Source organism: Actinocorallia aurea (assembly GCF_054783995.1).
In genome coordinates, this window is record NZ_BAAGPQ010000035.1 from 53,805 (window position 1) to 79,785 (window position 25,981).

General features: G+C 73.2%; 25 protein-coding genes. 9 read left to right on the plus strand and 16 right to left on the minus strand.

Annotated elements, in window-relative coordinates:
- Positions 1–89: 89 nt before the first annotated feature.
- The 4 genes from ACYVOM_RS36945 to ACYVOM_RS36960 all read right to left on the minus strand — a co-directional run bounded on the left by ACYVOM_RS36945 (position 90) and on the right by ACYVOM_RS36960 (position 4,372).
- Positions 90–1,502 (minus strand): MmgE/PrpD family protein, encoded by a 1,413-nt coding sequence (locus ACYVOM_RS36945; RefSeq protein ID WP_460308259.1) that lies wholly within the window; start codon positions 1,500–1,502, stop codon positions 90–92.
- Positions 1,499–2,326, minus strand: coding sequence for a cyclase family protein (locus ACYVOM_RS36950; protein ID WP_460308260.1), 828 nt, complete (start codon positions 2,324–2,326; stop codon positions 1,499–1,501). Before ACYVOM_RS36950 ends, ACYVOM_RS36945 begins: the two co-directional genes overlap by 4 nt.
- A 61-nt stretch (positions 2,327–2,387) precedes the next feature.
- The gene (locus tag ACYVOM_RS36955; protein WP_460308261.1) at positions 2,388–3,188 is read right to left on the minus strand and encodes an HpcH/HpaI aldolase/citrate lyase family protein; all 801 of its coding nucleotides are present in this window, start codon (positions 3,186–3,188) and stop codon (positions 2,388–2,390) included.
- Entirely contained in the window at positions 3,185–4,372 is a 1,188-nt protein-coding gene (locus ACYVOM_RS36960) for a CaiB/BaiF CoA transferase family protein (RefSeq protein WP_460308262.1), read from the minus strand. The genes ACYVOM_RS36955 and ACYVOM_RS36960 overlap by 4 nt, the downstream gene beginning before the upstream one ends.
- A gap of 278 nt (positions 4,373–4,650) precedes the next feature.
- On the opposite strand from ACYVOM_RS36960, the gene ACYVOM_RS36965 reads away from it, so the two are divergent.
- The 3 genes from ACYVOM_RS36965 (at position 4,651) to ACYVOM_RS36975 (ending at position 8,424) form a co-directional block, all read left to right on the plus strand.
- Positions 4,651–6,033: an FAD-dependent oxidoreductase gene (locus ACYVOM_RS36965; protein ID WP_460308263.1), complete on the plus strand. Its 1,383-nt coding sequence runs from the start codon at positions 4,651–4,653 to the stop codon at positions 6,031–6,033.
- A gap of 30 nt (positions 6,034–6,063) precedes the next feature.
- Positions 6,064–7,530, plus strand: a complete 1,467-nt coding sequence (locus ACYVOM_RS36970) for a dihydroorotase (protein WP_460308264.1) — start codon at positions 6,064–6,066, stop codon at positions 7,528–7,530.
- Positions 7,531–7,605: 75 nt separating this feature from the next.
- Positions 7,606–8,424, plus strand: coding sequence for an IclR family transcriptional regulator (locus tag ACYVOM_RS36975; protein ID WP_460308265.1), 819 nt, complete (start codon positions 7,606–7,608; stop codon positions 8,422–8,424).
- A 56-nt stretch (positions 8,425–8,480) separates the two neighbouring features.
- Here ACYVOM_RS36975 and ACYVOM_RS36980 read toward each other — a convergent pair whose 3' ends face one another.
- From ACYVOM_RS36980 to ACYVOM_RS37030, 11 genes are all read right to left on the minus strand, one after another.
- Complete coding sequence (locus tag ACYVOM_RS36980) at positions 8,481–9,437, minus strand: ABC transporter permease (protein WP_460308266.1); 957 nt, start codon at positions 9,435–9,437, stop codon at positions 8,481–8,483.
- Positions 9,438–9,462: 25 nt separating this feature from the next.
- Positions 9,463–10,389 carry an ABC transporter permease gene (locus tag ACYVOM_RS36985; RefSeq protein ID WP_460308267.1) on the minus strand — a complete coding sequence of 309 codons (927 nt, stop codon included), beginning with the start codon at positions 10,387–10,389 and terminating at the stop codon, positions 9,463–9,465.
- Complete coding sequence (locus ACYVOM_RS36990) at positions 10,386–10,661, minus strand: hypothetical protein (RefSeq protein ID WP_460308268.1); 276 nt, start codon at positions 10,659–10,661, stop codon at positions 10,386–10,388. Before ACYVOM_RS36990 ends, ACYVOM_RS36985 begins: the two co-directional genes overlap by 4 nt.
- 3 nt (positions 10,662–10,664) lie before the next feature.
- Positions 10,665–11,705, minus strand: coding sequence for an ABC transporter ATP-binding protein (locus ACYVOM_RS36995; protein ID WP_460308269.1), 1,041 nt, complete (start codon positions 11,703–11,705; stop codon positions 10,665–10,667).
- Positions 11,702–12,742 (minus strand): ABC transporter ATP-binding protein, encoded by a 1,041-nt coding sequence (locus ACYVOM_RS37000; RefSeq protein ID WP_460308270.1) that lies wholly within the window; start codon positions 12,740–12,742, stop codon positions 11,702–11,704. The genes ACYVOM_RS36995 and ACYVOM_RS37000 overlap by 4 nt, the downstream gene beginning before the upstream one ends.
- A complete protein-coding gene (locus ACYVOM_RS37005; protein ID WP_460308271.1) occupies positions 12,739–13,857 on the minus strand; it encodes a class I SAM-dependent methyltransferase in 1,119 nt (372 codons plus the stop codon). Before ACYVOM_RS37005 ends, ACYVOM_RS37000 begins: the two co-directional genes overlap by 4 nt.
- A 5-nt stretch (positions 13,858–13,862) precedes the next feature.
- Entirely contained in the window at positions 13,863–15,401 is a 1,539-nt protein-coding gene (locus ACYVOM_RS37010; protein ID WP_460308272.1) for an ABC transporter substrate-binding protein, read from the minus strand.
- On the minus strand, positions 15,402–15,704 hold the full coding sequence (locus tag ACYVOM_RS37015; protein WP_460308273.1) for a hypothetical protein: 303 nt from the start codon (positions 15,702–15,704) through the stop codon (positions 15,402–15,404).
- Entirely contained in the window at positions 15,704–16,756 is a 1,053-nt protein-coding gene (locus ACYVOM_RS37020) for a class I SAM-dependent methyltransferase (protein WP_460308274.1), read from the minus strand. The genes ACYVOM_RS37015 and ACYVOM_RS37020 overlap by 1 nt, the downstream gene beginning before the upstream one ends.
- A 102-nt stretch (positions 16,757–16,858) precedes the next feature.
- Positions 16,859–18,121 carry an FAD-dependent oxidoreductase gene (locus tag ACYVOM_RS37025; protein ID WP_460308275.1) on the minus strand — a complete coding sequence of 421 codons (1,263 nt, stop codon included), beginning with the start codon at positions 18,119–18,121 and terminating at the stop codon, positions 16,859–16,861.
- Positions 18,122–18,309: 188 nt separating this feature from the next.
- Complete coding sequence (locus ACYVOM_RS37030) at positions 18,310–19,098, minus strand: IclR family transcriptional regulator (protein ID WP_460308276.1); 789 nt, start codon at positions 19,096–19,098, stop codon at positions 18,310–18,312.
- A gap of 132 nt (positions 19,099–19,230) precedes the next feature.
- On the opposite strand from ACYVOM_RS37030, the gene ACYVOM_RS37035 reads away from it, so the two are divergent.
- The 5 genes from ACYVOM_RS37035 to ACYVOM_RS37055 are packed head-to-tail and all read left to right on the plus strand — an operon-like array spanning position 19,231 to position 23,571.
- On the plus strand, positions 19,231–19,524 hold the full coding sequence (locus ACYVOM_RS37035; RefSeq protein WP_460308277.1) for a Dabb family protein: 294 nt from the start codon (positions 19,231–19,233) through the stop codon (positions 19,522–19,524).
- Positions 19,517–20,203: an isochorismatase family protein gene (locus tag ACYVOM_RS37040; RefSeq protein WP_460308278.1), complete on the plus strand. Its 687-nt coding sequence runs from the start codon at positions 19,517–19,519 to the stop codon at positions 20,201–20,203. Before ACYVOM_RS37035 ends, ACYVOM_RS37040 begins: the two co-directional genes overlap by 8 nt.
- Positions 20,200–21,093, plus strand: coding sequence for an isocitrate lyase/PEP mutase family protein (locus ACYVOM_RS37045; protein ID WP_460308279.1), 894 nt, complete (start codon positions 20,200–20,202; stop codon positions 21,091–21,093). The genes ACYVOM_RS37040 and ACYVOM_RS37045 overlap by 4 nt, the downstream gene beginning before the upstream one ends.
- A gap of 23 nt (positions 21,094–21,116) precedes the next feature.
- A complete protein-coding gene (locus ACYVOM_RS37050) occupies positions 21,117–21,854 on the plus strand; it encodes a maleate cis-trans isomerase family protein (protein ID WP_460308380.1) in 738 nt (245 codons plus the stop codon).
- A gap of 31 nt (positions 21,855–21,885) precedes the next feature.
- The gene (locus ACYVOM_RS37055) at positions 21,886–23,571 is read left to right on the plus strand and encodes a nitrilase-related carbon-nitrogen hydrolase (protein ID WP_460308280.1); all 1,686 of its coding nucleotides are present in this window, start codon (positions 21,886–21,888) and stop codon (positions 23,569–23,571) included.
- Positions 23,572–23,625: 54 nt separating this feature from the next.
- On the opposite strand, the gene ACYVOM_RS37060 is transcribed toward ACYVOM_RS37055, so the two are convergent.
- Positions 23,626–24,690, minus strand: a complete 1,065-nt coding sequence (locus ACYVOM_RS37060; protein ID WP_460308281.1) for an Lrp/AsnC family transcriptional regulator — start codon at positions 24,688–24,690, stop codon at positions 23,626–23,628.
- A 56-nt stretch (positions 24,691–24,746) separates the two neighbouring features.
- Here ACYVOM_RS37060 and ACYVOM_RS37065 point away from each other — a divergent pair, with 56 nt between their 5' ends.
- Positions 24,747–25,949: a M20 metallopeptidase family protein gene (locus ACYVOM_RS37065; RefSeq protein WP_460308282.1), complete on the plus strand. Its 1,203-nt coding sequence runs from the start codon at positions 24,747–24,749 to the stop codon at positions 25,947–25,949.
- Positions 25,950–25,981: the final 32 nt, after the last annotated feature.

Genomic DNA, 25,981 nt, shown 5'->3' on the forward strand with positions numbered 1-25,981 from the left:
GCCAGTGAAGACAGGGCCCCATCCGGAATCGCCGTGGGGAAGGGGCCCTCCCGCCGCCTCGCGGGTGACCGCGACGGGAGGGCGCCGGATCAGCGGGACGCCGGGGCCCTCAGCGCACCGGTGAAGGCCGCGAGATCGGGCGCGTCGGGCAGGCCGTAGGTGCGCGCGGTCACCTCGTCCGCCTCGGCCTCCGAGAGGAGCCGGGTCGCGTTGAGCCGGAACTTCAGGGCGAGCTCGTCGGCGCTCAGCGGGTCCCCGGGGCCGCCCCGGTTGACGTCCACCCGCTCCTCCAGGACCTCGCCGGTGTCCAGGGTGACGCGCAGGACCGCGGGGAACTGGTGCGGAAAGATCTCGTCGCACCGGGCGTCCGGCGCGCAGTGCACCTTCGCGGCGAGCGCGAGCCGCGCGGGGTCGGCGGCGGCCTCGTCGGTGAAGTCCTCGTGGAACAGGCCGAGCCCGCCCCCGCCGAGCAGCGCCGCCGCGACCGTGTAGGGGCCGGAGAACGCCGCGTGGTAGCCGGACTTCGGATGGATCTTGTCCTCGCGGGGCTCCCCGATCGTCCGGAGCACGGGGGTCGGCGCGCCGAGGTCGATCCGCTCGATCCGGGCCGGGTCCAGGCCCCGTGCGCGCAGCCGCCGGGCCGCGTCGATCCCGGCGTGGGTGAAGTGGTTGCACGGGTAGGGCTTGAAGAAGATCCCCGGCAGCTCCCACCGCTCGCCGAGCCCGTCCAGCAGCGGGCCGAGGTGGTACTGGTCGCCGCAGAACGCCTGGAGCAGGCCGAACCTGCCCTCCAGCACGGTCGGCGGACCGGTCAGCCCCGTCCGCGCCAGCCCGGCGGCGGTGACGGCGGCGTGCGCCGCCCAGCCGCAGTGCACCCGCTTGACGGTGCCGCCCGTGCGGTTGGCCTCCAGCAGGCCCGACCCCATGCTGGAGGCGATCCCGATGGCGTGCGCGACGCCTTCGGCGTCCAGCCCGGACAGCATCGCGCCCGCCGCCGCGCCGCCGAGCGCGCCGCAGATCGCCGTGGCGTGCAGGCCGCGCTCGAAGAACACCGAGTTGCCCAGGCCCGGGTCGTACCCGGCCATGCCGACCCGGACGGCGATCTCCACGCCGACGCCGATCGCGTCGAGGAGCTGTGCGCCCGACGCGCCGCGCGCCTCGGCGACGGCCAGGGCCGCGGGCACGACCGACGCCGACGGGTGCAGCACCGACGGCAGATGGGTGTCGTCGAAGTCCAGGGAGTGGGCGAGGGTGCCGTTGAGGAGCGCGGCGCTCGGTTCCGGCAGGGGTCCGGCCTGGCCGAGCGCGGTGGAGCGGCCTGCGCCGCCCCACTCGGCGACGAGCGCGCCGACGGCCATGGCGGGCGCCTCGTTCGTCGCGGCGAAGCTGTTGCCGAGCACGTCGAGGACGCGGCGGGCGGCGTCGGCGCGCAGTTCGGCGGGCAGGCCCTCGGCGCGGACTCCGGCGGCGAAGGCGCCGAGGCGCTGGACCGCGGTGCTCACGCGCTCACCGCCGCGAGGGGGCGGATCGGGGAGCCGGTGCCGCCCTTGATGCGCAGCGGCGCGAGCAGGAACACGAACTCGTGGACGCCCTGCTCGGCCAGGTCCTCAAGATTGAGGTGCTCCATGATGTAGATGCCGTTCTCCACCAGCAGCACCCGGTGCACGGGCAGGACGGCGTGGCCCGCGCCCGCCGGGATCTGCTCGTAGGCGGTGGTGTCGGCGCCCGTCGCGGCGATCTTGCGCGCGGCGAGCCACTCGGCCGCCTCGACGGTCGCGCCGGGCACGCCCGCGGCCTTGCTCAGGTAGGTGTCGGCGTCGCCGAAGTTGCGGGCCCAGCCGGTGCGGATCAGCGCGACGTCGCCCTCGCCCGGCTCGGCGCCCGCCCGCTCGGCGGCGGCCTCCAGGTCCGCGACGGTGACGCCGTACCCGGCGGGCAGCGTCGGCACGCCGTGGACGGCGGCCACGTCCAGCAGGACGCCGCGGCGCAGCAGGCCGGGCAGGGTCTCGGCGCCGTGCGCGCTGAACACGCCGCCCTTCTGCGCCTCGGCCGCGTCGACGCCGCCGTGCAGCTCGCCGCAATGGCTGACGTGTGAGAGCGCGTCGATGTGGGTGCCGACGTGGCCGCCCGTGACGATGATCTCGTTGGCGGCCGAACCGCCGTCGGGGCGCTCCATGTCGCCGTGGCGGCGGATGAGCGTCATCCGGAAGCCCGGGTGGTTGGGCGAGCAGGGCATGCCGGTGAAGAACGGCTGCCCCAGCTCGATCAGGCGCACGCCGCCGGCCACGGCGGCCAGCAGGGGATCGCGGTGGGTGGACTGGGACATCGGCATTCCTCGTTCTCGCGTTCGGACGGCTCGGTGAGCGGTCGGTGGGGTCGGTGGCGGGTCAGCGGGCGGCGTCGGCCAGAGCGGCGACGCGGCGGGCGCGTTCCAGGACGGCCCGGTCGACGAACCGCCCGGCGGCGTCGACCCAGGCCGCTCCGCCGCCTTCGGCGCGGGCGAGCAGGTCGCGCGCCCAGGCGGTCTCCTCCGGGTCGGGGGCGCACACCTCGTGCACGACGGGGATCTGCGCGGGGTGGATCACCGAGCGGCCGAGGAATCCTGCGGCGCGGCCCGCCTCGGTGTCGGCGCGCAGCCCGGCGAGGTCGCGCACGGCGGTCCAGACGCTCTGCGCCGGGCTCGGCAGCCCGGCCGCGCGGGCCGCGACGACGACGCGCGAGCGCGGCCAGGCCAGCGCGGTCCGGTCACCGCCGAGGTCGGCGGCGAGGTCCGCCTCGCCGAGGGAGATCCCGCCGACCATCGGGTGCGCGGTCGCCAGCGCGTAGGCGTTCTCGACGCCCAGCGCGGACTCCACCAGCGGGAAGACCGGCACGCCGAGCGCGTCGGCGGTGCGGCGCAGCTCGCCGGGGTCCTCGCACTTGGGCACCCGCACGCCCGCGAGCGCGCCGGGCGCGGCGGCCAGCGCGGCCACGTCGTCGCGGCCGGGCCCGGTGGCGGGATCGTTGATCCTGACATAGGCGGGCCGCCCGTCGGCCAGGACGTCCAGCGCGACGCGGCGGGCCGCGTCCTTGTCCGCGGGGGCGACGGCGTCCTCAAGGTCGATGACGACGGCGTCGGCGGGGCCGCCGAGGGCCTTGCCGATCCGGTCGGGCCGGTCCCCCGGCACGTACAGCCAGGACCTGATCACTTGACGACGCCCTTGGCGCGCAGCTCGGCCAGGCGCTCGCCGGTGACGCCGTAGCGGGCGAGGATCTCCTCGGTGTGCGCGCCGAGGGCCGGGCCCGTGGTGCGGATCTCGCCGGGGGTCTCCGAGAGGCGGAACAGGATGTTCTGCATGCGGACCGGGCCGAGCTCGTCGTCCAGCACCGTGGCGATCGAGCCGAGGGCGGCGAACTGGGGGTCCTGGAGCACGTCGGCGGCGTCGTAGATCGGCGCGACGGCGGCCTGGGCCTGCTCGAAGGCGGCGATGACCGCGGCGCGGTCGCGCTCGGCGATCCAGTCGCCGACGGCCGCGTCGAGCTCGTCGGCGTGCTTCGCGCGCTCCGCGCCGGAGGCGAACCACGGCTCGTCGATGAACTCGGGCCTGCCGACGAGCCGCATGACGCGCTCGGCGATGGACTGGGCGCTGGTGGACACCGCGACCCACTTGCCGTCACTGGTCCGGTAGGTGTTGCGGGGCGCGTTGTTGGACGACCGGTTCCCGGTGCGCTCCTGGAGGATCCCGAGCTGGTCGTAGGCGATGATCTGCGGCCCGAGCAGGGTGAGGATCGGCTCGATGATGGCCATGTCGACGACCTGGCCGCGGCCGGTGCTCTCGCGGGCCTTCAGCGCGGTCATGACGGCGAAGGCCGTGGTGAGCGCGGTGATGCCGTCGGCGAGGCCGAAGGGCGGCAGGGTGGGCGGGCCGTCGGGCTCGCCGGTGATGGCGGCGAACCCGCTCATCGCCTCGGCGAGGGTGCCGAATCCGGGACGGCCGGAGTAGGGGCCGAACTGGCCGAAGCCGGTGACGCGGGCGAGCACGAGGCGCGGGTTGATGCGGCTCAGCTCGTCGTAGCCGAGGCCCCACTTCTCCAGGGTGCCCGGCCGGAAGTTCTCGATGACGACGTCGGCGTCGGCGACCATCGCGCGGAAGACCTCCTGGCCCTCCGGGGAGCCCAGGTAGAGCGTCATCGCCTTCTTGTTCCGGCCGATCATCTTCCACCACAGGCCCACGCCGTCCTTGCTCGCGCCGTGGCTGCGGACGGGGTCGCCCTTGGGGTGCTCGACCTTGACGACCTCCGCGCCGAAGTCCCCGAGCAGGGTGGCGGCGAGGGGACCGGCGAACAGCGTGGCGGTGTCGATGACCCGCAGGCCTTCCAGGGCGCCTGCCATGGCGTGCACTTCCTTCGTGTCGTCTGTGTCGGTCGTTCCTGCGGCCGATGCGTTCCTGCTAGCGGAACGATCTCATGCCAAGGCCGGTGTCGCACTCCGGCCCAGGAGGCCCAAGTTCGCACTGTTCATGGCGTATCGTCAAGTTTGCGCAGGATATTGACCAGGAAGGTCGACAGATGTCACGATAAGCCGTAGCCAGATACCCGTTCCTTTGAGCGGAACGGAAACCACACCGCCGGACGAGGCGGTGCGCAGCAGGAAGGCACGGAACTGACGCGATGAGCGCACCGGAGTTCGAAGGCCCCGACCTCGTGGTCGCCGGGGCGGGCGGCGGCCTCGCCGGCGCCCTGCGCGCGGCCGAGCACGGCCTGAGCGTGCTCGTGGTCGAGTGCAGCGAGCACTTCCGCCGCGGCAACAACACCTCGATGTCGACGGCCATGTTCCCCGGCGCGGGATCGCGCTGGCAGGCCGCCGAGGGCGTCGCCGACTCCCCCGAGGCGTTCGTCGCCGACATCATGGCCAAGACCAAGGGCAAGGCCGACGCGCGCCTCGCCGGGACCCTCGCCGCGGTCAGCGCCCCTCTCGTGGAGTGGCTCGCCGACGGGGTCGGCCTGCCCCTGTCGCTGGTGACCGACTTCAACTACCCCGGCCACTCCGTGCCGCGCTGCCACTCCCTGCCGGGCAGGCACGGCTCGTCCGTGATCGACCACCTGGCCCGCCGCGTGCGCGAGCACCCCGGCATCGACCTGCTCGTCCCGGCCCGGCTCACCGACGTGCTCACCGACGCGACGGGCGCGGTGCGCGCCGCCGTCGTGACCCTGCCCGACGGCACCGCGGAGGAGATCCCGACCCGGGCCGTCCTGCTCGCCACCAACGGCTACGGCGCAGACCGCGAGCTCGTCGCCGAGCACATGCCCGAGATCGCCGGCGCCCTCTACCAGGGCGGCGAGCACTCGCGCGGCGACGCCCTGCGCATCGGCGGGCGGCTCGGCGCGGCCACCGGCTTCCTCGACGCCTACCAGGGCCACGCCGCGGTCGCCGCGGGCGCGGGCACCCTGCTCGGCTGGGCGACGGTCATTCGCGGCGGCGTCCTGCTCGACACCACGGGCCGCCGCTTCGGCGACGAGACCCGCGGCTACTCCGAGTACGCCGCCGAGCTCGCCGCCCGTCCCGGCTCGACCGGCTGGATCGTCATCGACCAGACGATCTACGACCAGTGCCAGGCGTTCCAGGACTTCCGCGACGTCGACTCCGCCGGCGGCATCCTGTGGGCCGACGACGCCGCCGCCCTCGCCAAGGCCACCGGCCTGCCCGCCGAGGCCCTGGCCGCCGAGCTGGCCGCGTCCGCCGCGGCCGCGCGCGGCGAGACCGCCGACCCGCACGGCCGCACCCACTGGGAGCGCCCCCTGGAGCCGCGCTACGCCGCGGTCCGGGTCGTGCCCGCCCTCTTCCACACCCAGGGCGGCCTCATCGTCGACGAGAACGCCTCGGTCGTCGACACCGCCGACCGGCCCGTCCCCGGCCTGTACGCCGCGGGCGGCGCCGCCGCCGGGATCTCGGGCCACGGCGCCGACGGCTACCTGCCCGGCAACGGGCTGCTCCCCGCTTTCGGCCTGGCCTACCTGGCCGCCGACCACCTCGCCCGCACCCTCGCGAACTGACCCGCGCCGATCCCCTGGAGGACAGTTTCCATGGCGTCCATCGAACTGCTGCTGAAGAACGTCCGCGCCGTCCGGCCGGGCGACGCCGACGGGACGCCCCCGCCGGTCGACATCGCGATCAACGACGGCAAGATCGTGCGCATCGCCCCGGACCTCCCCGCCGACGACGCCGCCCAGGTCGTCGACGGCCGCGGCCTGCTGGCCTTCCCCGGCGTCGTGGACGCCCACCAGCACTGGGGCATCTACAACGAGCTGTCCGTGGACACCGCGACCGAGAGCCGCGCCGCGGCCCAGGGCGGCGTCACCACGGCGCTCACCTACATGCGGACCGGCCAGTACTACCTGAACAAGGGCGGCTCCTACCGCGACTTCTTCCCCGAGGTCCTGTCCCTGTCGGACGGCAGGGCCTACGTCGACTATGCCTTCCACCTCGCGCCGATGTCGGCCGAGCACATCGGCGAGATCCCGTACCTCGTCGAGGAGCACGGCGTCACGTCGTTCAAGATCTTCATGTTCTACGGCAGCCACGGCCTGCACGGCCGCTCGACCAGCCAGAGCGACTTCCTCATGACCCCGCCGGACGAGCGCTACGACCTGGCGCACTTCGAGTTCGTCATGCGCGGCGTGCAGAACGCGCGGGAGATCCTCACCGACTACGCCCCGCACCTGTCGCTGTCGCTGCACTGCGAGACGGCCGAGATCATGACGGCCTACACGAAGCTCGTCGAGCAGGACGGCTCCCTGACGGGCCTGCGCGCCTACAGCGCCTCGCGGCCCCCGCACTCCGAGGGCCTGGCCGTCACCATCGCCTCCTACCTGGCGCACGAGACCGGCCTGCCGAACATCAACCTGCTGCACCTCACCTCGCGCAAGGCGATGGAGGCGGCGATGACGATGGCCGGGACGTTCCCGCACGTCGACTTCCGCCGCGAGGTCACCATCGGCCACCTGCTGGCCGACGTGGACACCGCGCACGGCCTGGGCGGCAAGGTGAACCCGCCGCTGCGCGAGCGCGAGGACGTCGAGGCGCTGTGGGGCCACGTCCTGGCCGGGAACGTCGACTGGGTCGTGTCCGACCACGCGTGCTGCAAGGACGAGATGAAGTTCGGCGCGGACCGCGACGACATCTTCCTCGCCAAGTCCGGCTTCGGCGGCGCCGAGTACCTGCTGCCCGGCCTCGTCGGCGAGGGCACGAAGCGCGGCCTGTCGCTCCAGGCGATCGCCCGGCTCACCTCGGCGAACCCGGCCCGCCGCTACGGCCTGCTCGCCAAGGGCGACCTGGCCGAGGGCTTCGACGCCGACATCGCCCTGGTCGACCCGGACGCGCGCTGGACGGTCCGGGCCGCCGAGTCCGAGTCCACCCAGGAGTACACGCCGTTCGAGGGCTTCGCGATGACCGCCAAGGTGACCGACACCTTCGTGCGCGGCGCCCGCGTCCTCACCGACGGGAAGATCACCGGCGCCCCTTCGGGCCGCTACGTGCCCCGCGGCCGCTGACCGCTCTCCCCCGGCCCCGCCTCCACCGCACGGAGGCGGGGCCTCGCCGTACCCCGCCGACCTTAGGATCATGACGTGACGGACAAGACCTCCGCCGCGCGGGCGGCCGCGCGCCCCGCCGACCCCTCCGGCACCGAGACCGCTGCGCGGGTCGCCGACGTGCTGCTGCTGTTCGTCGGCGGCCCCCAGTATCTCGGCGTCAGCGCGATCAGCCGGGAGCTCGGCCTGTCCAAGGCCGTCGTGCACCGCATCCTGCAGTCGCTGGTGTCGCGGGAGATGCTGCAGACCGACGAGGGCGTCGCCGGGTACCGGCTCGGGCCCGCCGCGGTCGCGCTGGGCGCGAGCGCGCTGTCGCGCTTCGAGGCGCGCACCGTCGCGCTCCCGGTGCTGCGGAGGCTGCGCGACGCGACCGGCGAGACGACCACGCTCTCGGGGCTGGTCGGCGACGACCGCGTCTACCTGACCCAGTTCGAGAGCCCCCGCGAGGTCAAGATGACCGTCGAGGTCGGCCGCAGGTTCCCGCTGCACGCGGGCTCGTCCGGCAAGGCGATCCTGGCGTTCCTGCCCGAGGACCGGCGCGAGTCCGTCCTGGCCGGCCCGCTGGAGCCGCTCACCGAGCGGACCGTGACCGACCGGGAAGCGCTGCGCGCCGAACTCGCCGGGATCGCCCGGGAGGGCGTCGCGATGTCGATCGGCGAGCGGCAGTCCGACGCCGCCTCGATCGCCGCGCCGCTGGTGCGCCCCGACGGGGAGGCGCACGGGTCGATCAGCCTGTGCGGACCCGCCCACCGGTTCACCGCCGACGTCGTCGAGCACCACCGCGACCTCGTCCTGGCCGCGGCCGAGGAGATCAACCGGAGCTGGGCCTGGCTGGGCGCCCCCGACGGCCGCTGAGCACGCGTGAAGGCCCGGCCCGGAGGGTTCCTCCGGGCCGGGCCTTGTCGTGTCGGTCACCAGAGCTCGGGGTCGGCCTTGCCGCGCGCCGACGGGTTGAGCGCGTCGCGGATCGCGTCGCCCAGCAGGTTGAACGCGACCACCAGCAGCATGATGGCCATGCCGGGGAAGACCGTCGCCCACCAGGCCAGGCGAAGCGTGGAGCGCGAGTCCGAGAGCATGCTGCCGAGGGAGAACCCGGGCGGCTGGACGCCGAGGCCGAGGAGGCTGAGCGCGCTCTCCACCATGATGAGCACGCCCGCGCTGGTCGACCACAGGATGACGACCGGGCCGAGCACGCTGGGCGCGATGTGCCGGAACAGCAGGGCGGGGGTCTTCGCGCCGACCGTGCGGGCGGCGGTGACGAAGTCCATCCGCTTGACCTGCGAGACCGAGTTGACGATGGTGCGGGCGTAGTTCACCCAGCCCCACACCGCGAGGATGATCATCATCTTCACGATGCCGGGGCCGACGACCGCGGCCAGCGCGACGCCGACGGCCACGAAGGGCACCGCGAACTGGATCTCGGCGACCCGCATGAGGACCGCGCCCGCGGTGTTCTCGAAGTACCCGGCGATGAGGCCGAGCATCAGCCCGATGAGGGCCGCGCCGGTGGCGGTGAGGACGCCGACGGCCATGCTGAGCCGCATCCCGTACAGGACGCGGCTGAGGATGTCGCGGCCGAGCGTGTCGGTGCCCAGGAGGTGCCCGCCCGCCCCGCCGAGCCAGGACGGGGCCTGGCTGGTGGCCTGGAGGTTCTGCTGCTCGGGGTCGAAGGGGGCGAGCAGCGGGGCGCACAGCGCGATGAGCACCAGCACGGCCAGCAGCACCACGGCGGCGCGGCCGACGGAGTCGGCCCACACGCGGCCGGCGATCTCGGCGGCGCGCGAGCGGCTGCGGGCGGCGTCCGGCGCCTTCGCCCGCCTGTCCCGGCCCGCCGGACTCTTCTTGAAGATCTGGGTCGCCGTGGTCATGAGTGTCTCCTGACGGTCGGTGCGGTCATGCCGCCGCCTTGGCGCGCAGCCTGGGGTCCACCAGCCGGACGATCACGTCCATACCGATGTTGACCAGGGTGATGAGCATGGCCATGCAGAACACGCTGGCCTGGACCAGGGGGAAGTCCTGGTTGCTGACGCTGCGGATGAGGAGGCCGCCGAGCCCCTGGTAGCCCATCAGCGGCTCCAGCACGAGCAGGGAGCTGAACAGGAAGGAGAACTCGATGCCGAGCCAGCCGAGCACGGGCGGCAGCGCGCCGGGCAGCGCGTGCCCGAAGAGCACCTTCCAGGGCGGCACGCCCTTGGAGCGCGCCGTGAGCACGTGCCCTTCGGAGAAGGAGTCGAGGAGCTGGCCGCGCACGAGCCGGGCGGTCGTGGCCACCGCGGCCAGGGTGAGCGCGGTGACCGGGATGACGAGGCTGATCAGGCCCTCGCTGCCGGTCGCGGGCAGCCACTGGAGGTTCACCGCGAACAGCAGGACCAGCAGCAGCGCCATCAAGAAGTAGGGGATGCTGCCGGTGAGGAACGTCGAGGCCATCATCAGCCGGCCGACGGTCCGGCTCGGCCGCAGCGCCGCGGTGAGGCCGATCGCGAACGCGATCACCACCGACAGGACGATGGCCGGGAGCACGATCCACAGGCTCGCGCCGATCCGCTCGAACACCATGGTCACGGCGGGCTGGTGGAAGGCGAAGGAGTGACCGAAGTCCAGGGTGACCGAGGCGACCAGGGAGTGCCAGTACTGCACGAGGACGGGTGCGTCGAGGCCGAGCCGTTCCCGGGTGGCCTCCACGACGGCCGGGCTGGCGTCGGGCGGGGTGAGCAGTTCGGCGGCGTCGCCGGACAGCTGGGCGAGGATGAACAGGAACGTCGTGACGCCGAACGCGACGACGACGAGCATGAGCAGGCGGCGGGCGAGGTAGGCGATCATCGGGGACCGCCCGAGGCCGCAGCCTCCAGGACGCGGCCGAGGAACGCGCGCCGGTCGGCGTCGAGGCGGGCCGCCAGCTCCCCTTCCGGCTGGAAGGAGTCCAGGTCCGCGGCGGTGACGGAGCCGCGCTCGGCGAGCAGGTGCTCCAGCACGGTGAAGCGGTCGCGCATCACCCACAGTTCCGAGCAGACCTCCATGAGGGCGTTGAACAGCCCGTCGAGGTGCTCGGGGCGGTTCAGGTAGACGGGGTCGTCTGCGGCGAAGCCGGGCATCGCTCAGCCCCCTTTCTTCGAGGTCAGCAGGTCAGAGCCGGCCGGCACCAGCGGCGGCGGCTCGGGCAGCGCGCGGTGCTGCGCGGCGCCGGACAGGCGCAGCTCTCCGGGGAAGTGGCAGGCCACCTGGCGTCCCTCGGCCACGGATGCGAGGGCGGGCGTTTCGGTGGCGCACTTGTCCCGGGCGAGCGGGCAGCGCGAGCGGAACGCGCAGCCGGACGGCCGGTCGATCGGCGACGGGATGTCGCCCTGCGGCACGATCCGGTGCTCGGCGTCGCGCTGCATGGAGGCGAGCACCGCGGTGTAGGGGTGCGCGGGGTCGGCGAACAGGTCGGCGGCAGGCCCGATCTCGACCACCCGGCCGAGGTACATCACCGCGACCCGGTGGCTGAGGTGCCGGACCAGCGCGAGGTCGTGGGTGATGAACAGGTACGCCAGGCCCCGGTCGCGCTGGAGGTCCTGGAGCAGGTTGACGACCTGGGCCTGCACGGACACGTCGAGGGAGGCCGTCGGCTCGTCCGCGACGATCAGCGACGGGTCGAGCATGAGCGCGCGGGCGATGCCGACGCGCTGGCGCTGCCCACCGGACAGCTCCTGCGGGTAGCGGCCGGCGAAGGCCGGGTCGAGGCCGACCTGCTCCATCATCTCCCGGACGGCGCGCTCGCGGTCGGCGGCGTCGCCCACCTTGTGCACCTTGAGCGGTTCGGCGAGCACGTCGCCGATGCGCTGGTAGGGGTTGAGGGAGGTCGACGGGTTCTGGAAGACCATCGCCATCTTGCGCCGGACCGCCTCGCGCAGCGCCTCGCCGCCGAGTTCGGTGACGTCGCGGCCCTCGAACTCGACGCGGCCCGCGGTCGGCTCCTCCAGGCGGATGAGCATCCGGGCGACCGTCGTCTTGCCGCTTCCCGACTCGCCGACGAGGCCGACGGTCTCGCCGCGGCGGACCTCGAAGGAGACGCCGTCGACGGCGCGCAGCGTGCGGCCTCGGCCGACGCGGAACTCCTTGACCAGGTCGGTGACCCGGGCGACCGGCTGGGGCGTCATGAGGTTCCTCCGATCGGGCCGTAGCCCTCCGCGCGCAGGCACGCGGTGATCCGTTCCGGGGCGACCTCGCGGGGCGCGGGATGGGCCGAGGCGCACACGTCCGCGGCACTGGGGCAGCGGGCCGCGAACGCGCACCCGGAGATCTCCTCAGCCGGGCCCGGCGGGCGGCCCTCGATGGCGTGCAGCCGGTCGCCGGTCTGCGCGCCGGGGGCGGCGCGCAGCAGCGAGAAGGTGTAGGGGTGCCGGGGCCTGGCCAGCACCTCGGCGGTGGGCCCCGACTCGACGACCTCGCCCGCGTACATGACGACGAGCCGGTCGGCGAGGTCGCTGATGACGTCGAGGTCGTGGGTGGCGATGACGATGGAGATGCCGAGGTCCCGGTTGAGCTCCCGCAGCAGCTCGAGGATCTGGGCCTGGGTCGTCACGTCGAGGGCGGTGGTGGGCTCGTCGCAGAACAGCACCGCGGGCTTGGCGACCAGCGCCATCGCGATGACGATGCGCTGCGACTGGCCGCCGGAAACCTCGTGCGGGTAGGACGCCATCCGCGAGGCCGGGTCGGGGATGCCGACGCGCGCCAGCATCGCCTCGGCCAGCTCGGCGGCCTCCTTCTTGGACAGCGAGGGGTCGGCGGTGCGGGCCGACTCCACGAGCTGCGCGCCGATCCTCTTCATCGGGTGCAGCGAGCGCCACGGGTCCTGGAAGATCAGCCGGGCGCGGCTCGCGCGGAGCCTGCGCATCTCCTTGCGGGGCGTGGCCAGGACGTCCTGGCCGTCCAGGACGATCGAGCCGTCGATCTCCGCGCCGGGCGGCAGCAGCCGCAGCGCCGCGAGGATCGAGGTGGACTTGCCCGAGCCGGATTCCCCGGCCAGCGCGACGACCTCGCCGCGGCGCACCCGGAACGTGGCGTCCCGGATGATCCGCAAGGGGCCGCGCCCGGACGGCAGCGACACGCGCACGCCGTCCATCACCAGGGCGTCCGTCCCGGACCGGGTGCTCTGCGGGGCCTCGGGGGCCGCGGCGAGCAGTCTGGATTTCATGCCGCCTCCTCTCGGGAGTCCGCCGGGCGGCGGGCGATGGTCAGCCACGGGTAGTTCCCGGGGCCGAGGGCCTGCTGGCGCACGTCGGTGAAGCCCGCGTCGCGGGCGGCGGCGGCGAGGTCGATCGTCGCCGCGGTCCGCCACCACGGCTCGTGGCCGTTCTCGGCGTCCCAGTCGTCCAGCCACGCCTGGTGTCCGGCGCGGCGCGCGTAGGGCGTGACGTCGGAGAAGAGCAGGTCGCCGTCGGGGGCGAGCAGCCGGAACGCCTCGGCGAACACGGCGCGGATCGCGTGCGGGGGCAGCTCGTGCAGCAGGATGAAGGAGGTCACCAGGTCGAAGCCGCCGTCCGGCAGCCCGGTGGCCTCCGCGGGCGCCCGCACCAGGTCCCAGGCGCGGCCGCGGTCTGCGGCGCGGCGCTGGGCGTAGTGCAGGGACGCCGTCGACAGGTCGACGCCGGTGATCTTCGCGTCGGGGTAGGTCTCGGCGAGTTTCAGGGTGTACTGGCCGGTGCCGCAGCCCAGATCGCAGATCGCGGTGTAGGCGTCGCGCGGGGCCGCGGCCGCGACCGCGCCCCGCTGGCGGAAGATGTCGCCGTAGGCGGGCACGAGCAGGTGGCGGTACACCAGTTCGTGGTGCACGAAGCCCATGTGCTCGTGCCCGTCCCAGCCTCCGGCGGTGCCGTGGAACTCGTACTTCCAGTACCGCGGCACCGCCTCGTCTCCCCGGTCGAGGATGGCCGCCGGCTCCGGCGCGCTCGCCAGCTCCGCCAGCGCGGCGCGGCGCGCGGTGAACGCCGCGACGGCGCGGGGCGTGAGCACGCTCCGGTTCCAGCGCAGGGCCGCGCCGACCACGGCCTGGTCGGCGCGGCCCGCCAGGGCCCGGTCCGCCGCGGCGCGCAGTTCCCCGATCGGCGCCGTGGGATCGCCCTCCCACGCCGCGACCTCGGGCACGCCCTCCACCTCGGCCCTGACCCTGGCGCGCAGCGGCGTCAGGGCGGCCCGGTGCGCGGCGAGGAACTGCAGTTCCGCGCGGCCGCGCTGGTGGAGCTCGACGGCTGGATTCATCCCATCGGGGACGGTCATGCCGGCGGGGACGGTGGACTCTACCGGGGGCATGGGGGTCAGACCTCCTTGGTGACGCTGTCGAGCAGGAGCATGAGCCCGTTGGTGTTGTCGAAGCCGGAGACGCCCTTGCGGAAGCCGCCGACGGTCGGCGCCGCGTAGGTGTGCAGGACGTAAGCCTGCTCGTTGAGGTAGGCGGCGCAGGCGTGCAGCTTCTCCTCGCGCTTGGCCGGGTCCATCTCGGTGCGCTCGGCCGCCAGCAGGCCGTCCCACTTCGGGTCCTTGACGAACGGCTTCTTGGACGACGAGAAGTGCCCGTACATGCGGTCGGCGTCGAAGATGCCGGTGTAGGACGCGCCGCGGTAGAAGACGTCGGCGTCGGAGCCGTTGCGGAACGTCTGGACCCAGACGGGCACCTCGACCGCGGAGATCTTCGGCTTGAAGCCCGCCTCCTGGAGCTGCGCGCCGACCGCCTCGTACAGCTTCTTGTAGAGGTTCATGCCGAAGATCTCGATCTCGGCGCCCTCGGCCCCGGCCTCCTTGAGGAGCTTCTTGGCCCCTTCGAGGTCGTAGGGGGTGCGCTTCAGGGACTTGTCGTAGCCGAAGACGCCCTCGGCGGCGACCTGGCCGTCCTCCAGCGTGCCGGCGCCGAAGTTGATGGCGTTGTTCAGGGCGGGCGCGTCGATCGCCATGACCGCGGCGCGGCGCACCCGGATGTCGTCGAACGGGGCCTTGGTGGTGTTGAACTGGAGCATGTTCTGGTTGGCGCTGAAGTCGGCCTTGACGGTGAGGTCGTCGCGGCCGGCCAGGGCCTTGATGCTCTCGGCGCCCAGGTTCTGCGCGGCGTCGATCTCGCCGGCCTCCAGCGCGGAGGCGAGCGCGCCCGGGTCGGTGAAGTAGCGCAGCGTGATCTTGGCGGACTTCGGCTTGGCGCCGTAGAAGCCGTCGTAGGCGCTGAACTCGATGCCGGTGTCGACCTGGAAGGAGTCGATCTTGAAGGGGCCCGAGCCGATCGGGTTCGCGGTGAAGCCGTCGGCGCCGACCTTCTTCCAGTGCGCCTCTGGCACCACGAAGACCTGGCCGAGCCGGGCGAGCAGCAGCGGGTCGGGCGCGAGCGTCTCGATCTGCAGGGTGGTCTCGTCGACCTTGGAGACCTTCTTGATGGTCGCGACGTGCGCGGCGTTGGCGTACTGCTGCGCGGCGAGCTCGGTGAAGCTGAAGACGATGTCGTCGGCGGTCACCGGGGAGCCGTCGTGGAAGGTGACGCCCTGGCGGAGCTTGAACTTCCAGACGGTGTCGCCCTCGCGGGTCCAGGACTCGGCGAGGCGCGGGATCGCCTCGGCGTCGCCGCGCAGCTGGCGGACCAGCGTGTCGAAGGAGTTGAACTGGAAGGTGGTGTACTGCTCCTGCATCGGGTTGAGCGTGTCGTCCACGATCACGGTGCCGATGGTGAGGGGGCCGCCGCCGGACCCGTCCTCGGACGAGCCGCCGCCGGGGCCGCCGCACGCGGTGAGCGCCGCGCCGCCGGCGACCGCGCCGCCGAGGGCGAGGAATCCGCGACGGCCGACCGTCATGCCAGAAAGGAACTTCTCCGCCACTTAACGCTCCTGCTTCTTGGCGGCCGCGACCGCGGCCGTGACTCTGGTGTCGGGGTCGAGGACCGCCCCGAAGACTCGGCTGACGAGGGCTTCGCGCTCGGCGCGCAGCTTCGCCACGAGGTCGGCCGACGGCGCGAGACCGTCGACCGCGGCGGCGTCGAGGACGCCGCGCTGCTCCAGCAGGTGCTCCAGCACCAGGGTGCGGTCCTTGAGGATCCACACCTCCGACGTCAGCTCCGCGATCATGCGGGCGAGGTCGTCCAGCCGGTCGCTCTCCAGATACCGGGGGGTGGTGTCGCTCATCAGGCCTCCTTGTGTCCGCGAACGATCCACGGGTAGTCGCCCTTGCCGAGGCCGTACGCCTGGACGTCGGTGAATCCGGCTTCCTTCAGCAGGGCGGGCAGGTCGAGCTGCAGGTAGGAGCGCATGAACGGCTCGCCGCGGTGCTCGGTCTCCCAGTCCAGGACGACCGCGCGGAAGGCGCCGTTGCGCTCGGCCGGCGCGATGTCGCCGATGACGAGGTCGCCGCCCGGCTCCAGCACCCGGAACGCCTCGGCGATGACCGCCGCGGTCGCCTTCGGGGGCGTCTCGTGGAACAGGGTGAAGGCGGCGATCAGGTCCGCCGACGCGTCCGGCAGGCCGGTGGCCTCGGCGGGCGCCTGCACGAGCGTCCAGTCGTGGCCCTCGTGGACCGCGCGGGCGCGGGCGTACTTCAACTGGGTGGCCGACAGCTCCACGCCGGTGAGGCGGCTCTGCGGGAACTCGTTGCTGAGCACCTGCGCGAAGCGGCCGTTGCCGCAGCCCAGCTCGACGATGTGCCGGTAGTCGCGGCGGGGCGCCTCGCGGGCCACCTGGGTGCGGTGGTCGGTGAGGCTCTCCCCGGCGCGGGCCGCGCCGACGCCGCCGGGCATGAGGACGTACCGGTACCCGAGGTCGTGGATGACCACGCCCATCAGGTCGTGGCCGTCCCAGCCGCCGGTCGTCAGGTGGAACCCGGTGGTGAAGTAGTCCGGGGTGGCGACCTGCTCGTCCAGGGCGAGCGAGCCGGGGGCGTCCGCGGGGACGTCCAGCCACTCCTCGATCTCGGGGCGCGCCTGCTCGGCGGCCGGGATCGCCCGGACGTAGATCTCCTCGGCGACGTACCGGGTGTAGAGCCGGTCGAACAGCCAGGGCCCGTGGTCGCCGAGCGCGGCCTTCACCGAGGCGCGGCGGGCGGCCAGGTCCAGCGGCGGGTCGGCGACGAGTTCGCCGTAGCGGGCCGCGGCGGCCTGCTGGAGCACTCCGCCGGTGTAGCCCTGGAGCGCGCCGAGGAACTCCAGGCCCGCGCGGGACCTTTGGTTCACGGGGACGTCCACGACATCCTCCTTCATGATCAAACGTGGTTATTTGAGCGGTCAGAAAATCTCAGGGCGAAGAGAAACCGTGGGGGGATCTCAGAAAGCGGGGAAAAGGAACCGTCAGGTGAGGACACGGCCCGGGCGCTCGACCCGGGAGGAGAGCATCGAGGAGCGCAGCAGGTGCGCGCGGGCCAGCTCGGGGTCGGCCGCGGTCCGCGCCATGTGCGCGTTCTGGCGGCGGCGCTCCTCGGGATCCTCCTCGCCGAGCATCTCCCAGTTCTCATGGGTGACGACCCGGACGTAGTCGTGCGCGACCGACTTGCGGGCGGGCCCGTAGTCGTCGACGAGCGAGAAGTCGCCGGACTCCGCCGCGAGGATCGCCGCGGCGGCGGCAGCGGCGTCGTGGATGCCGCTGTTCATGCCCATGCCGCCGAGCGGGTTGTTGATGTGCGCGGCGTCGCCGGCCAGCAGCACCCGCCCCACCCGCAGCGCCTCGGCCACCCGCTGGTGCACCCGGTAGATGCGGGTGTGGACCACGTCGTAGCCGTCGGGGTTCGGGACGATCGCCTGGAGCCTCGCCTGCACGCCCTCGGGGTCGAGCGCCGCGGCGGCGTCGTCCTCGCCCGGCGAGATCGGGAACAGCACCCGCCAGTGCAGCGGCGTGCGCAGCAGCACCAGCCACTCGCGCGGGTCGGAGATGTAGTTGACCGACGCGATGCCCGGGATGAGCTCGGCGAAGTCCGTAGTGGTGGACGCCACGAGGAACTGCTCGGGGTAGGTCATGCCCTCGAAGGCCAGGCCGAGCGAGCGCCGGACGGCGCTGTGCGCGCCGTCGGCGGCGATGACCCAGCGACCCCGGCACTCGGTCACCTCGGCGTCGTCGGCGTCGGACGCCGCGACGGCCACGACCGCCGAGTCGCCTTCGTCGCGGGCCGAGCGCACGTGCGCGTTCTCGAACACGCGCACGTTCGGTAGTTCGGCGAGCCGGTCGGCGATGATGCGGACCAGGTTCTGCTGCTCGCTCTGCAGCCGGTACGGGAACCGGGTGTCCCCGGCGATGCGCGCGAGGTCGAAATGCGCGATCACGCCGTCCTCGCGGTCGCGGTACTGGTAGGTGTCGGAGACCAGCCCGACCTCGTGCAGCGCGTCGGAGACGCCGAGGTCGTCCAGGAGCTCCAGCGTCGGCGGGTGGAACGTCGAGGCGCGGGACTCCTCGGGGGTGCCCGCGGCCACCGGGCCGGATTCCAGGACCGTTACCCTCAGCCCGCGCAGGCCCAGGGTGAGCGCTGCGGTGGCGCCCACGGGCCCGAGGCCCACGACGACCACATCGGATTCCTCCGGGGGCCGCGAGTCGTTGAAGCCGAGAAGCACGGGTTCCTCCATCACTAACAGCTCTCACACTGCGGTAACCATGCACTCGCTATGCGGGAAAGCTAACGAGGCATAGAGGAGTAAGTCAATGGTTCGGCGACAGGAGTTAACCAACCGGTTACATAGAACGTCCCAGGTCAAACCAGCACAAAGCCCCGGCGCGCGGGCACCGGGGCTTGCTGGGAAGGGGTTCTCAGGTTTTAGGAACGGCCCTCAAGGACGCGGGAGATCTCCTCGGAGCCGGACACGACGAGATCGATGATGCGGGCGCGGTCGGCGTGCTGGAGGCGGTAGAGCGGACCGGCGACGCCCAGCGCCGCGACGACGTCGCCGCGGTCGCGGATGACGGCCGACGCGCCCCAGATGCCCTCGTCCACCTCGCCGAAGCTCTCCACCCAGCCGAGGCGGGCGACGGTGTCCACGTCCGCCTCGATCTGCTCGCGCTGCGCGCCGGTGAGGTCCTGCACGGTCGCGAGGTAGCGGCGCCGGTCGTCCGGTGGCATGGACGCGAGCAGGACGCGCGACGCCGAGCCCTTGTGCAGGATCATCGGCTGCCCCGGCTCGAACTGCAGCCGGACGGGATGGGGCGACTCCGCGCGGTCCACGCAGGTGGCGTTCCAGCCGACGCGCTTGATGAGAAGGGTCGTCTCCCCGCCGTGCTCGGCGACCGACGACAGCACCGGCCGCGCGACCTTCTCCAGGGAGTCGCCCGCCGCGCGCGCGGCGGCGGCCAGCCCGACGTGCAGAAGGCTCAGCCGGTACTCGCCGGGCCTCGCCTCCTCGACCATGCCCTCCTCGCGCAGCACCGACAGGTACCGGTACACCGAGCTGAGCGGCATGCCCAGTTCGCCGGCCAGTTCGGCGGCCGTCCGCGTGTGCCGGCGCTCGGTGAAGGCGAGCAGCAGGTGCAGCACCTTGCGGGAGCTCTCGGCCCCGCTGCGACGGTACGCCTTGTCCAGGCCAGGGGCCTCCGGCGCGGTCTTGTCCAACCGATCCCTCCTCGCGTCCCCTTGACCGCCGGCCTCGCCGGGATCTACGGTGTCCCACATCGTAGAAATAAGTCTCTCACACTACGAGAAACCAGCACTCTCCGGCCCCGAACGATCCGGAGGGACAACCACATGGTGCGACACATTGTCATGCTCGCGTGGAAGGCGACGGCCACGGCCGCGCAGAAGCAGGCCGCGGAGGCAGCTTTCCATGAGCTGCCTCGGCATGTCACCCAGATCCGCGCCTTCTCCTGCGGCGCGGACCTCGGACTCACCGACGGCGCCCACGACTTCGCGGCGGTCCTCGACTTCGACGGCGCCGACGACTGGCGGACCTACCAGGACCACCCGGCCCACCGCGCGCTCATCTCCGAGCACCTGGCCCCCATCCTCGCGAGCCGCTCAGTGATCCAGTTCGATGTCTGACCTGCCCCAGGGCGGCGCGCCCGGAGACACGGCGTCCGGCGACACGGCGTCCGGCGGCTCCCTCGCCGACGACTACCGCTCGGCCGGGTTCGGCGGGAGCGTCGGCTTCGGCCGGCGGCCCGCCCTCATCGTCGTCGACCTCGTGCGCGCCTACCTGGACCCCGCCTCCCCGCTGTACGCGGGCGCGGAGTCCGCGGCCGAGCGCACGGCGGAACTGGCCGACGACGCCCGGCGGCTCGGCCACCCCGTCGTCTTCACCTACGTGGAGTACCTGAACGGTGGGCTCGACGGCGGCCTGTTCTACCGCAAGGTGCCCGCGCTGCGGCTGTTCGACCGGGGCTCGCCCTGGGGCCAGCCGCCCCCCGCGCTCACGCCCCGGCCCGGCGACCTCGTCGTCACCAAGCAGTACCCCTCGGCCTTCTTCGGCACGTCCCTGGCCTCCACGCTGACGGCGCTCGGCGTCGACACCGCGGTGATCACCGGCACGTCCACCAGCGGCTGCGTCCGGGCCACCGCGCTCGACGCGCTCTGCCACGGCTTCCGGCCCGTCGTCGTCTCCGACGCCGTCGCCGATCGCGATCCGCGGCCCCACGCGGCCGCGCTCTTCGATCTGTCCGCGAAGTACGCCGACGTCCACGACACCCGCGCGGTGCTGGACCTATGGAAGGAAGCCGTGTGACCCCCCAGAACAGCTATCCTGCCGACCGCCTGCGCGCCCGCATCCGCGCGGGCGCGCCCCTGCTGGCCGCGGGCGCGCACGACGCGCTCTCGGCCAGGCTCGCGACCGAGGCCGGATTCGAGGCGATCCATCTCTCGGGCGCCCTGGTCAGCGCCGTCACCCTCGGCCTGCCCGACCTGGGCTACGTCGGCGCCTCGGACATGCTGGAGGCGCTCGGCCGCGTCACCTCCGGCACCGACCTGCCGATCATCGCCGACGCCGACACCGGCTACGGCGACCCTCTCCAGGTCGCCGCGACCGTCCGCCGGTACGAGCGGGCGGGCGCGGCCGCGCTGCACCTCGAAGACCAGGTGATGCCCAAGCGCTGCGGCCACATGGAGGGCACCCGCCTCGCCCCGCTGGAGGAGGCCGTCGGACGGCTGCGCGCCGCCGCCGAGACCCGCGAGCGGCTCGTGCTCATCGCCCGGACCGACGCGCTGCGCGCCGCGGGCCGGGAGGAGGCCATGCGCCGGATCGCCGCGTTCGCCGAGGCGGGCGCCGACGCCGTCTTCGTCGAGGGCGCGATCGACGCGGCCACCGTCGCCGAGGCACGCGACGCGTCCGGCGGACTGCCCGTCCTGGTCAACTTCTCCGCCGCCGGGCGGACCCCCGAGCCGCTGGCCGACCTCGGGCGGGCCGGCTGCCGGATCGCCATCTTCCCCGTCGCCGCGGCCCTCGCGGGCGCCGCGGCGATGCGCGACGCCTACCGCTCCATCCTCGCCACCGGCGCGGCCCCCGAGCCGCCGATGAGCTGGGACGACTTCACCACGGTGCTCGGCCTGCCCGCGCTGTCCTCCGCCGAGGACCGCTGGAAGGCCGCGCCCGCAGGCACCTCTTCCGCCGACAAGTAGAGAAGGACACCGCCTTGACCACCGTGCTCGCCCCGCGCGCCGCCTTCGGCGTCATCATCCCCTCCACCAACACCGCGGTGGAAGACGAGTACTACCGCTTCCGCGCGCCCGGCGTGTCCTTCCACGCGGGCCGCATCCTCATCCGCAACCCCGTCCTGGACTCCGACGAGACCATGGAGGCGTTCCTGGAGGACCTGCGCCTGGAGATCGGCAACGCCGTCGCCTCCGTCCTCACCTGCAAGCCCGATTCCCTCATCATGGGCATGAGCGCCGAGACGTTCTGGGGCGGCGCCGAGGGCAACGCCCGCTTCGAAGCGCTGATCCGCGAGCTGTCGGGCGGCCTGGAGGTCTACACCGGGGCGACCGCGACCCACAACGCGCTCCAGGCGTTCGGGGCCAGACGCATCGGCGTCATCACCCCCTACCAGCCCGTCGCCGACGAGCAGGTGCGCGCCTACTTCACCGAGCTGGGCTACGACGTGGCGGCCGTGCACGGCCTGAAGTGCGGGTCCGCGACCTCGATCGCCGACGTCACCCCGCAGGAGATCCGGGACGCGTTCGCGAAGGTCGACGGACCGGATGTGGACGTCCTCGTCCAGGCCGGGACGAACCTGCCGGTCATCGGGGTGGCCGCCGCGCTGGAGGAGGAGATCGGCAAGCCGGTCGTCCCGATCAACGCCGCGACCCTGTGGCACGCCTACCGCAGCAGCGGCATCACCGACCCCATCCCGGGTGCGGGCCGCCTGCTGTCGGAACTGTAGAAAACGAACGCACGAGGATAAGGAACGACAGATGGCAGTGGTTCGGGTCGCGGCGGCCCAGTTCTTCTCCGGCACCGACCCGGTGGCCAACCTGGCGCTGTGCGCCGGGTACGCGCGCGAGGCCGCGGCGAAGGGCGCACGGCTCATCGTGCTGCCCGAGAACAGCAACCGGGTGCGCGACTTCGCCTCGCGCGAGGAGTGCTTCGAGCGCTCCGAGGCCCTCGACGGCCCCTTCGTCACGGGCCTGCGGGCCCTGGCCGCCGAACTGGGGATCTACATCGCGGCGGGCGTGGACCTGCGCGGCGAGGCGTCTCCGGTGGTGCACATCGGCTCGGTGCTGGCCGGGCCCGACGGCGCACTCGTCGGCGTCCACCACAAGCACGTGCTCTGGGACTACGAGTACACGCTGTTCACGCCGGGCGACCACCCGTACGAGGTGTACGACACCGAGATCGGCAGGCTCGGCCTGCTGCTGTGCGCCGACGGCATCGTGCCCGACACCCCGCGGGCGCTCGGCCTGCTCGGCGCGCAGATCCTCTGCAACTCCCTCAACTCGCGCGGCCCCGACGAGTACCGGGTGCACGTGCCGCTGCGCGCGCTGGAGAACCGGGTGTGGCACATCGCGGCCAACACCGTCGGCGGGCCGGAGCACGAGTGGCCGTGGATGGGCGGCTCCCAGATCATCGCGCCGGACGGCTCCCGGCTGGCCGACGCGGGCGAGGAGGAGCCCGGCCTGATCGTCGCCGACATCGACGTGGAGATGGCCGACGACAAGGTGATGCCGGGTGTCGGCGACGTGTTCGCCTGGCGGCGGCCCGACCTGTACGGGGTCCTCACCCAGCCCCTGGCCGACGTGCCCGCGGCGGCCATGTACGGACCCGCGCCCGCGGACATGCCGCCCCGGCCCCTGCCGGTGGCGCTCATGCAGGTCAGCTACTTCCGCAACACCGAGTGGACGGTCCGGCGCGCCCTCGGCCAGATCTCCCACGCGGCCCGCCAGGGGGCCCGCCTCGGCGTGCTGCCCGAGCTGTTCTGCCTGGCGCCGGACGAGGCGGCGGCCGACCCGGCCAAGGCCGCGGGCCTGTCCCGCGACGTGCTCCAGCGGCTCGCGGCGGCCGCCGCCGAGCACAAGATCTGGGTCGCGGCCAGCCTCGTGGAAGCCGAGGGCGACCGGTACTACTCGACCGTCTACCTCCTGGACGACGCGGGCGCCGTCGCCCACGCCTACCGCAAGACCCACCTCACCGACGCCGACCGCGCGTGGGCGACGCCGGGCGGGTCCCTGGCCGTCGCCGACACGCCGATCGGCCGGATCGGCTTCATGGTCGGCGAGGAGGTGTGGGTGCCGGAGGTGTCCCGTGTCCTCGCGGTGAACGGCGCCGAGCTGATCGTCCACCCGACGTCCTGGACGACGCCGGAGGCGATGCACGTCGCGGCGACCGAGCGGACCGAGGAGAACCGCGTCCACCTGGTGTCGGTGACGCGGCTGGACGCCCCGGCGGGCCTCGGCAGCCAGATCGTGCGGGCCGACGACTTCGTGCCGGGCCAGCCGATCGCGATCATGCGGTACCCGAGCGGGTACTGGACCCGTCCGGGCTTCGAGGAGCAGCTCGTCATGGACCTCGACCTGCGCGAGTCCAACGACAAGATGATGGGCTACCACCTGGACCCGCTGGCCACCCGGGCGCCGCAGCTCTACGGCTCCTTCACCGCCTGACCGGGGCAGGTCGCACGCGGCCGCCGCCGGGGAGCGCCCCCGCGGCGGCCGCCGTCATGCGTCCGGGCCCTCGGCCAGGAGTCTCAGCAGGTCCTCCTCGGCCGCGGCGGCTGCGCCGCCGGTCCATCCTGCGAGAGGGACGGACCTGAGGAGGCGGCCCTGCGGGTCGAGGAGGCGGCCCGCGAACTTGAGCTTCCAGAGGGCGATCGCGCGGTCGGTGACGACGAGGTCCGGGCTGTGCTCGGCGAGCGAGGCCTCGAACGCCGGGATGTCGTCGATCGACCGCAGCCACGCCGTGAACAGGAGGTTGTGCGCGCCCGACAGCGACGCGCACAGGCGCGTCTCGCGCAGGCCCGCGATCCGCGCCGTGACCTCGCCGACCTTGCGCGCCGGGACCCTGCCCCAGAAGCTGACGCTCACCGGCCAGCCCGAGCGGGAGTGCGCGACCTCGCACCGGTAGGCGATCGACTTCTCCCGCTCCAGCCGGGCGAGCCTGCGCCGCACCGTCGTCTGGCTGAGCCCGGTCCTTGCCGACAGCGCCGCCGCGCTCTGCCTGACGTCCTCGTCGAGCGCCTTGATGAGGTCGAGATCGTCGGCGGTCAGCGTGCCCCTTCCCGGGATCGCCCCGGGGCCCTGCCCGTGCCGGTCGAGGCGCCAGCGGCTGCCCTCGGCGTGCAGGGTGGTGGCGAGCTGGGTGCGGGTCGCCCCGACGCCGGGCATCCCGCCGAGCCGGAAGCCGATGTAGCGGGTGAGCTGCGCCTGGCTGCCGAAGATCGCGGTGAGCATGAGATCGCGCCCGCCGGTGACGTGCTCGATGGTGAACAGATGCGGGTCCTCGGCCAGCTCGGCCGCCACCTCGTGCATCCGCCCGCGCACGCAGTCGATCTCGATCATGGCGACGAGGGGCTGCGCGCCGGGCAGGGACGTCGGGTAGCAGGCGAGCCAGGCCAGGCCCTCGCGGGTGAGGCGGGACCAGCGGCGGGCCGCGGTCGAGGCGTCGACGTCCAGGGCCGCCCCGATCGTCACCCAGTCCGCGCGCGGGTCGCGCTGGAGGGCGCCGACGAGGAGGAAGTCGAGTTCGTCGAGGGTGGCGGATTCCTGGAGTGGATCGCGTGTCACCGGCGATTCCCAGCGTTTTTCCGGCAACGGGGCAACATTTCGCCAGGATACGCGGCATGTTCACCCATGATGACGCGACCGGCCTGGCCCCCGAGCTGCGGCGCCTGCGCCGGGACCTGCACCGCAGGCCCGAGATCGGGCTCGACCTGCCCCGCACCCAGGAGCGGATCCTCACCGCGCTCGACGGCCTCCCCCTGGAGATCGGCACGGGTGAGCGCCTCAGCTCCGTCACCGCGGTCCTGCGCGGCGGGAGGCCCGGTCCCGCCGTGCTGCTGCGGGCCGACATGGACGCGCTGCCGGTCCAGGAGGACACAGGCGTCGACTACTCTTCGCAGGTCGCCGGCGCCATGCACGCCTGCGGCCACGACCTGCACGTCGCGGGCCTGGTCGGCGCGGCCCGACTGCTCGCCGACCACCGCGAGGACCTCGCCGGGGACGTCGTCCTCATGTTCCAGCCGGGCGAGGAGGGCTGCGGCGGAGCGCCGATCATGATCGAGGAGGGTGTCCTGGACGCCGCGGGAGCACGGCCCGTCGCCGCCTACGCCCTCCACGTGTTCTCCACCATGATGCCCGCCGGCATCATCGGCACGCGGCCGGGCACGCTCCTGGCCGCCAGCGACTCCTTCGACGTGACGATCCGCGGCGCGGGCGGGCACGGCTCCTCCCCGCACGCCACCCGCGACCCCATCCCTGCCATGGCCGAGATGATCATCGCGCTGCAGACCCGGGTGGCCCGCGCGATCAACGTGCTGGACCCCGCCGTCGTCACCGTCGGCTCCGCGCACGCGGGCAGCGCCCGCAACGTCATCCCCGAGACCGCCCACCTCAAGGGCACCACCCGGACCTTCTCGGAGAAGACCCGGCACGACGTGCGCGACATCGTCATCGAGACGGTCCAGGGCATCGCCAAGGCCCACCGCGTCGAGGTCGACATCGACTACGACTTCGTCTACCCGGTCACGAACAACACGGCCTCCGAGGCCGCCTTCGCGCTGGAGACCGCGGTCGACCTCTTCGGCGGGACGCGCGCGTTCGAGGCGCCCCAGCCGCTCGCCGGGTCTGAGGACTTCTCCTTCGTCATCAACGAGGTCGGCGGCGCCATGCTCGGCCTGAGCGCCTGCCCGTCCGACCGCGACCCCGCGACCGCGCCCATGAACCACTCCCCGCAGGCCGCGTTCGACGACGTCGTCCTGCCGGACGCCGCCTTCCTGCTCGCCTCCCTCGCCACCCGCAGGCTCGCCAAGGCGGCCGCGGAGTGACCGCCGAGACGGTGCGCCCGGATAAGGACGGC

Excerpts from the sequence above, each read along its gene's own strand:
- ACYVOM_RS36950 (WP_460308260.1), bottom strand. The coding sequence starts at position 2,326 with ATGTCCCAGTCCACCCACCGCGATCCCCTGCTGGCCGCCGTGGCCGGC.
- ACYVOM_RS36960 (WP_460308262.1), bottom strand. The coding sequence starts at position 4,372 with ATGGCAGGCGCCCTGGAAGGCCTGCGGGTCATCGACACCGCCACGCTG.
- ACYVOM_RS36965 (WP_460308263.1), top strand. The coding sequence starts at position 4,651 with ATGAGCGCACCGGAGTTCGAAGGCCCCGACCTCGTGGTCGCCGGGGCG.
- ACYVOM_RS36970 (WP_460308264.1), top strand. The coding sequence starts at position 6,064 with ATGGCGTCCATCGAACTGCTGCTGAAGAACGTCCGCGCCGTCCGGCCG.
- ACYVOM_RS36980 (WP_460308266.1), bottom strand. The coding sequence starts at position 9,437 with ATGACCACGGCGACCCAGATCTTCAAGAAGAGTCCGGCGGGCCGGGAC.
- ACYVOM_RS36985 (WP_460308267.1), bottom strand. The coding sequence starts at position 10,389 with ATGATCGCCTACCTCGCCCGCCGCCTGCTCATGCTCGTCGTCGTCGCG.
- ACYVOM_RS36990 (WP_460308268.1), bottom strand. The coding sequence starts at position 10,661 with ATGCCCGGCTTCGCCGCAGACGACCCCGTCTACCTGAACCGCCCCGAG.
- ACYVOM_RS36995 (WP_460308269.1), bottom strand. The coding sequence starts at position 11,705 with ATGACGCCCCAGCCGGTCGCCCGGGTCACCGACCTGGTCAAGGAGTTC.
- ACYVOM_RS37000 (WP_460308270.1), bottom strand. The coding sequence starts at position 12,742 with ATGAAATCCAGACTGCTCGCCGCGGCCCCCGAGGCCCCGCAGAGCACC.
- ACYVOM_RS37005 (WP_460308271.1), bottom strand. The coding sequence starts at position 13,857 with ATGCCCCCGGTAGAGTCCACCGTCCCCGCCGGCATGACCGTCCCCGAT.
- ACYVOM_RS37015 (WP_460308273.1), bottom strand. The coding sequence starts at position 15,704 with ATGAGCGACACCACCCCCCGGTATCTGGAGAGCGACCGGCTGGACGAC.
- ACYVOM_RS37025 (WP_460308275.1), bottom strand. The coding sequence starts at position 18,121 with ATGGAGGAACCCGTGCTTCTCGGCTTCAACGACTCGCGGCCCCCGGAG.
- ACYVOM_RS37035 (WP_460308277.1), top strand. The coding sequence starts at position 19,231 with ATGGTGCGACACATTGTCATGCTCGCGTGGAAGGCGACGGCCACGGCC.
- ACYVOM_RS37040 (WP_460308278.1), top strand. The coding sequence starts at position 19,517 with ATGTCTGACCTGCCCCAGGGCGGCGCGCCCGGAGACACGGCGTCCGGC.
- ACYVOM_RS37055 (WP_460308280.1), top strand. The coding sequence starts at position 21,886 with ATGGCAGTGGTTCGGGTCGCGGCGGCCCAGTTCTTCTCCGGCACCGAC.
- ACYVOM_RS37065 (WP_460308282.1), top strand. The coding sequence starts at position 24,747 with ATGTTCACCCATGATGACGCGACCGGCCTGGCCCCCGAGCTGCGGCGC.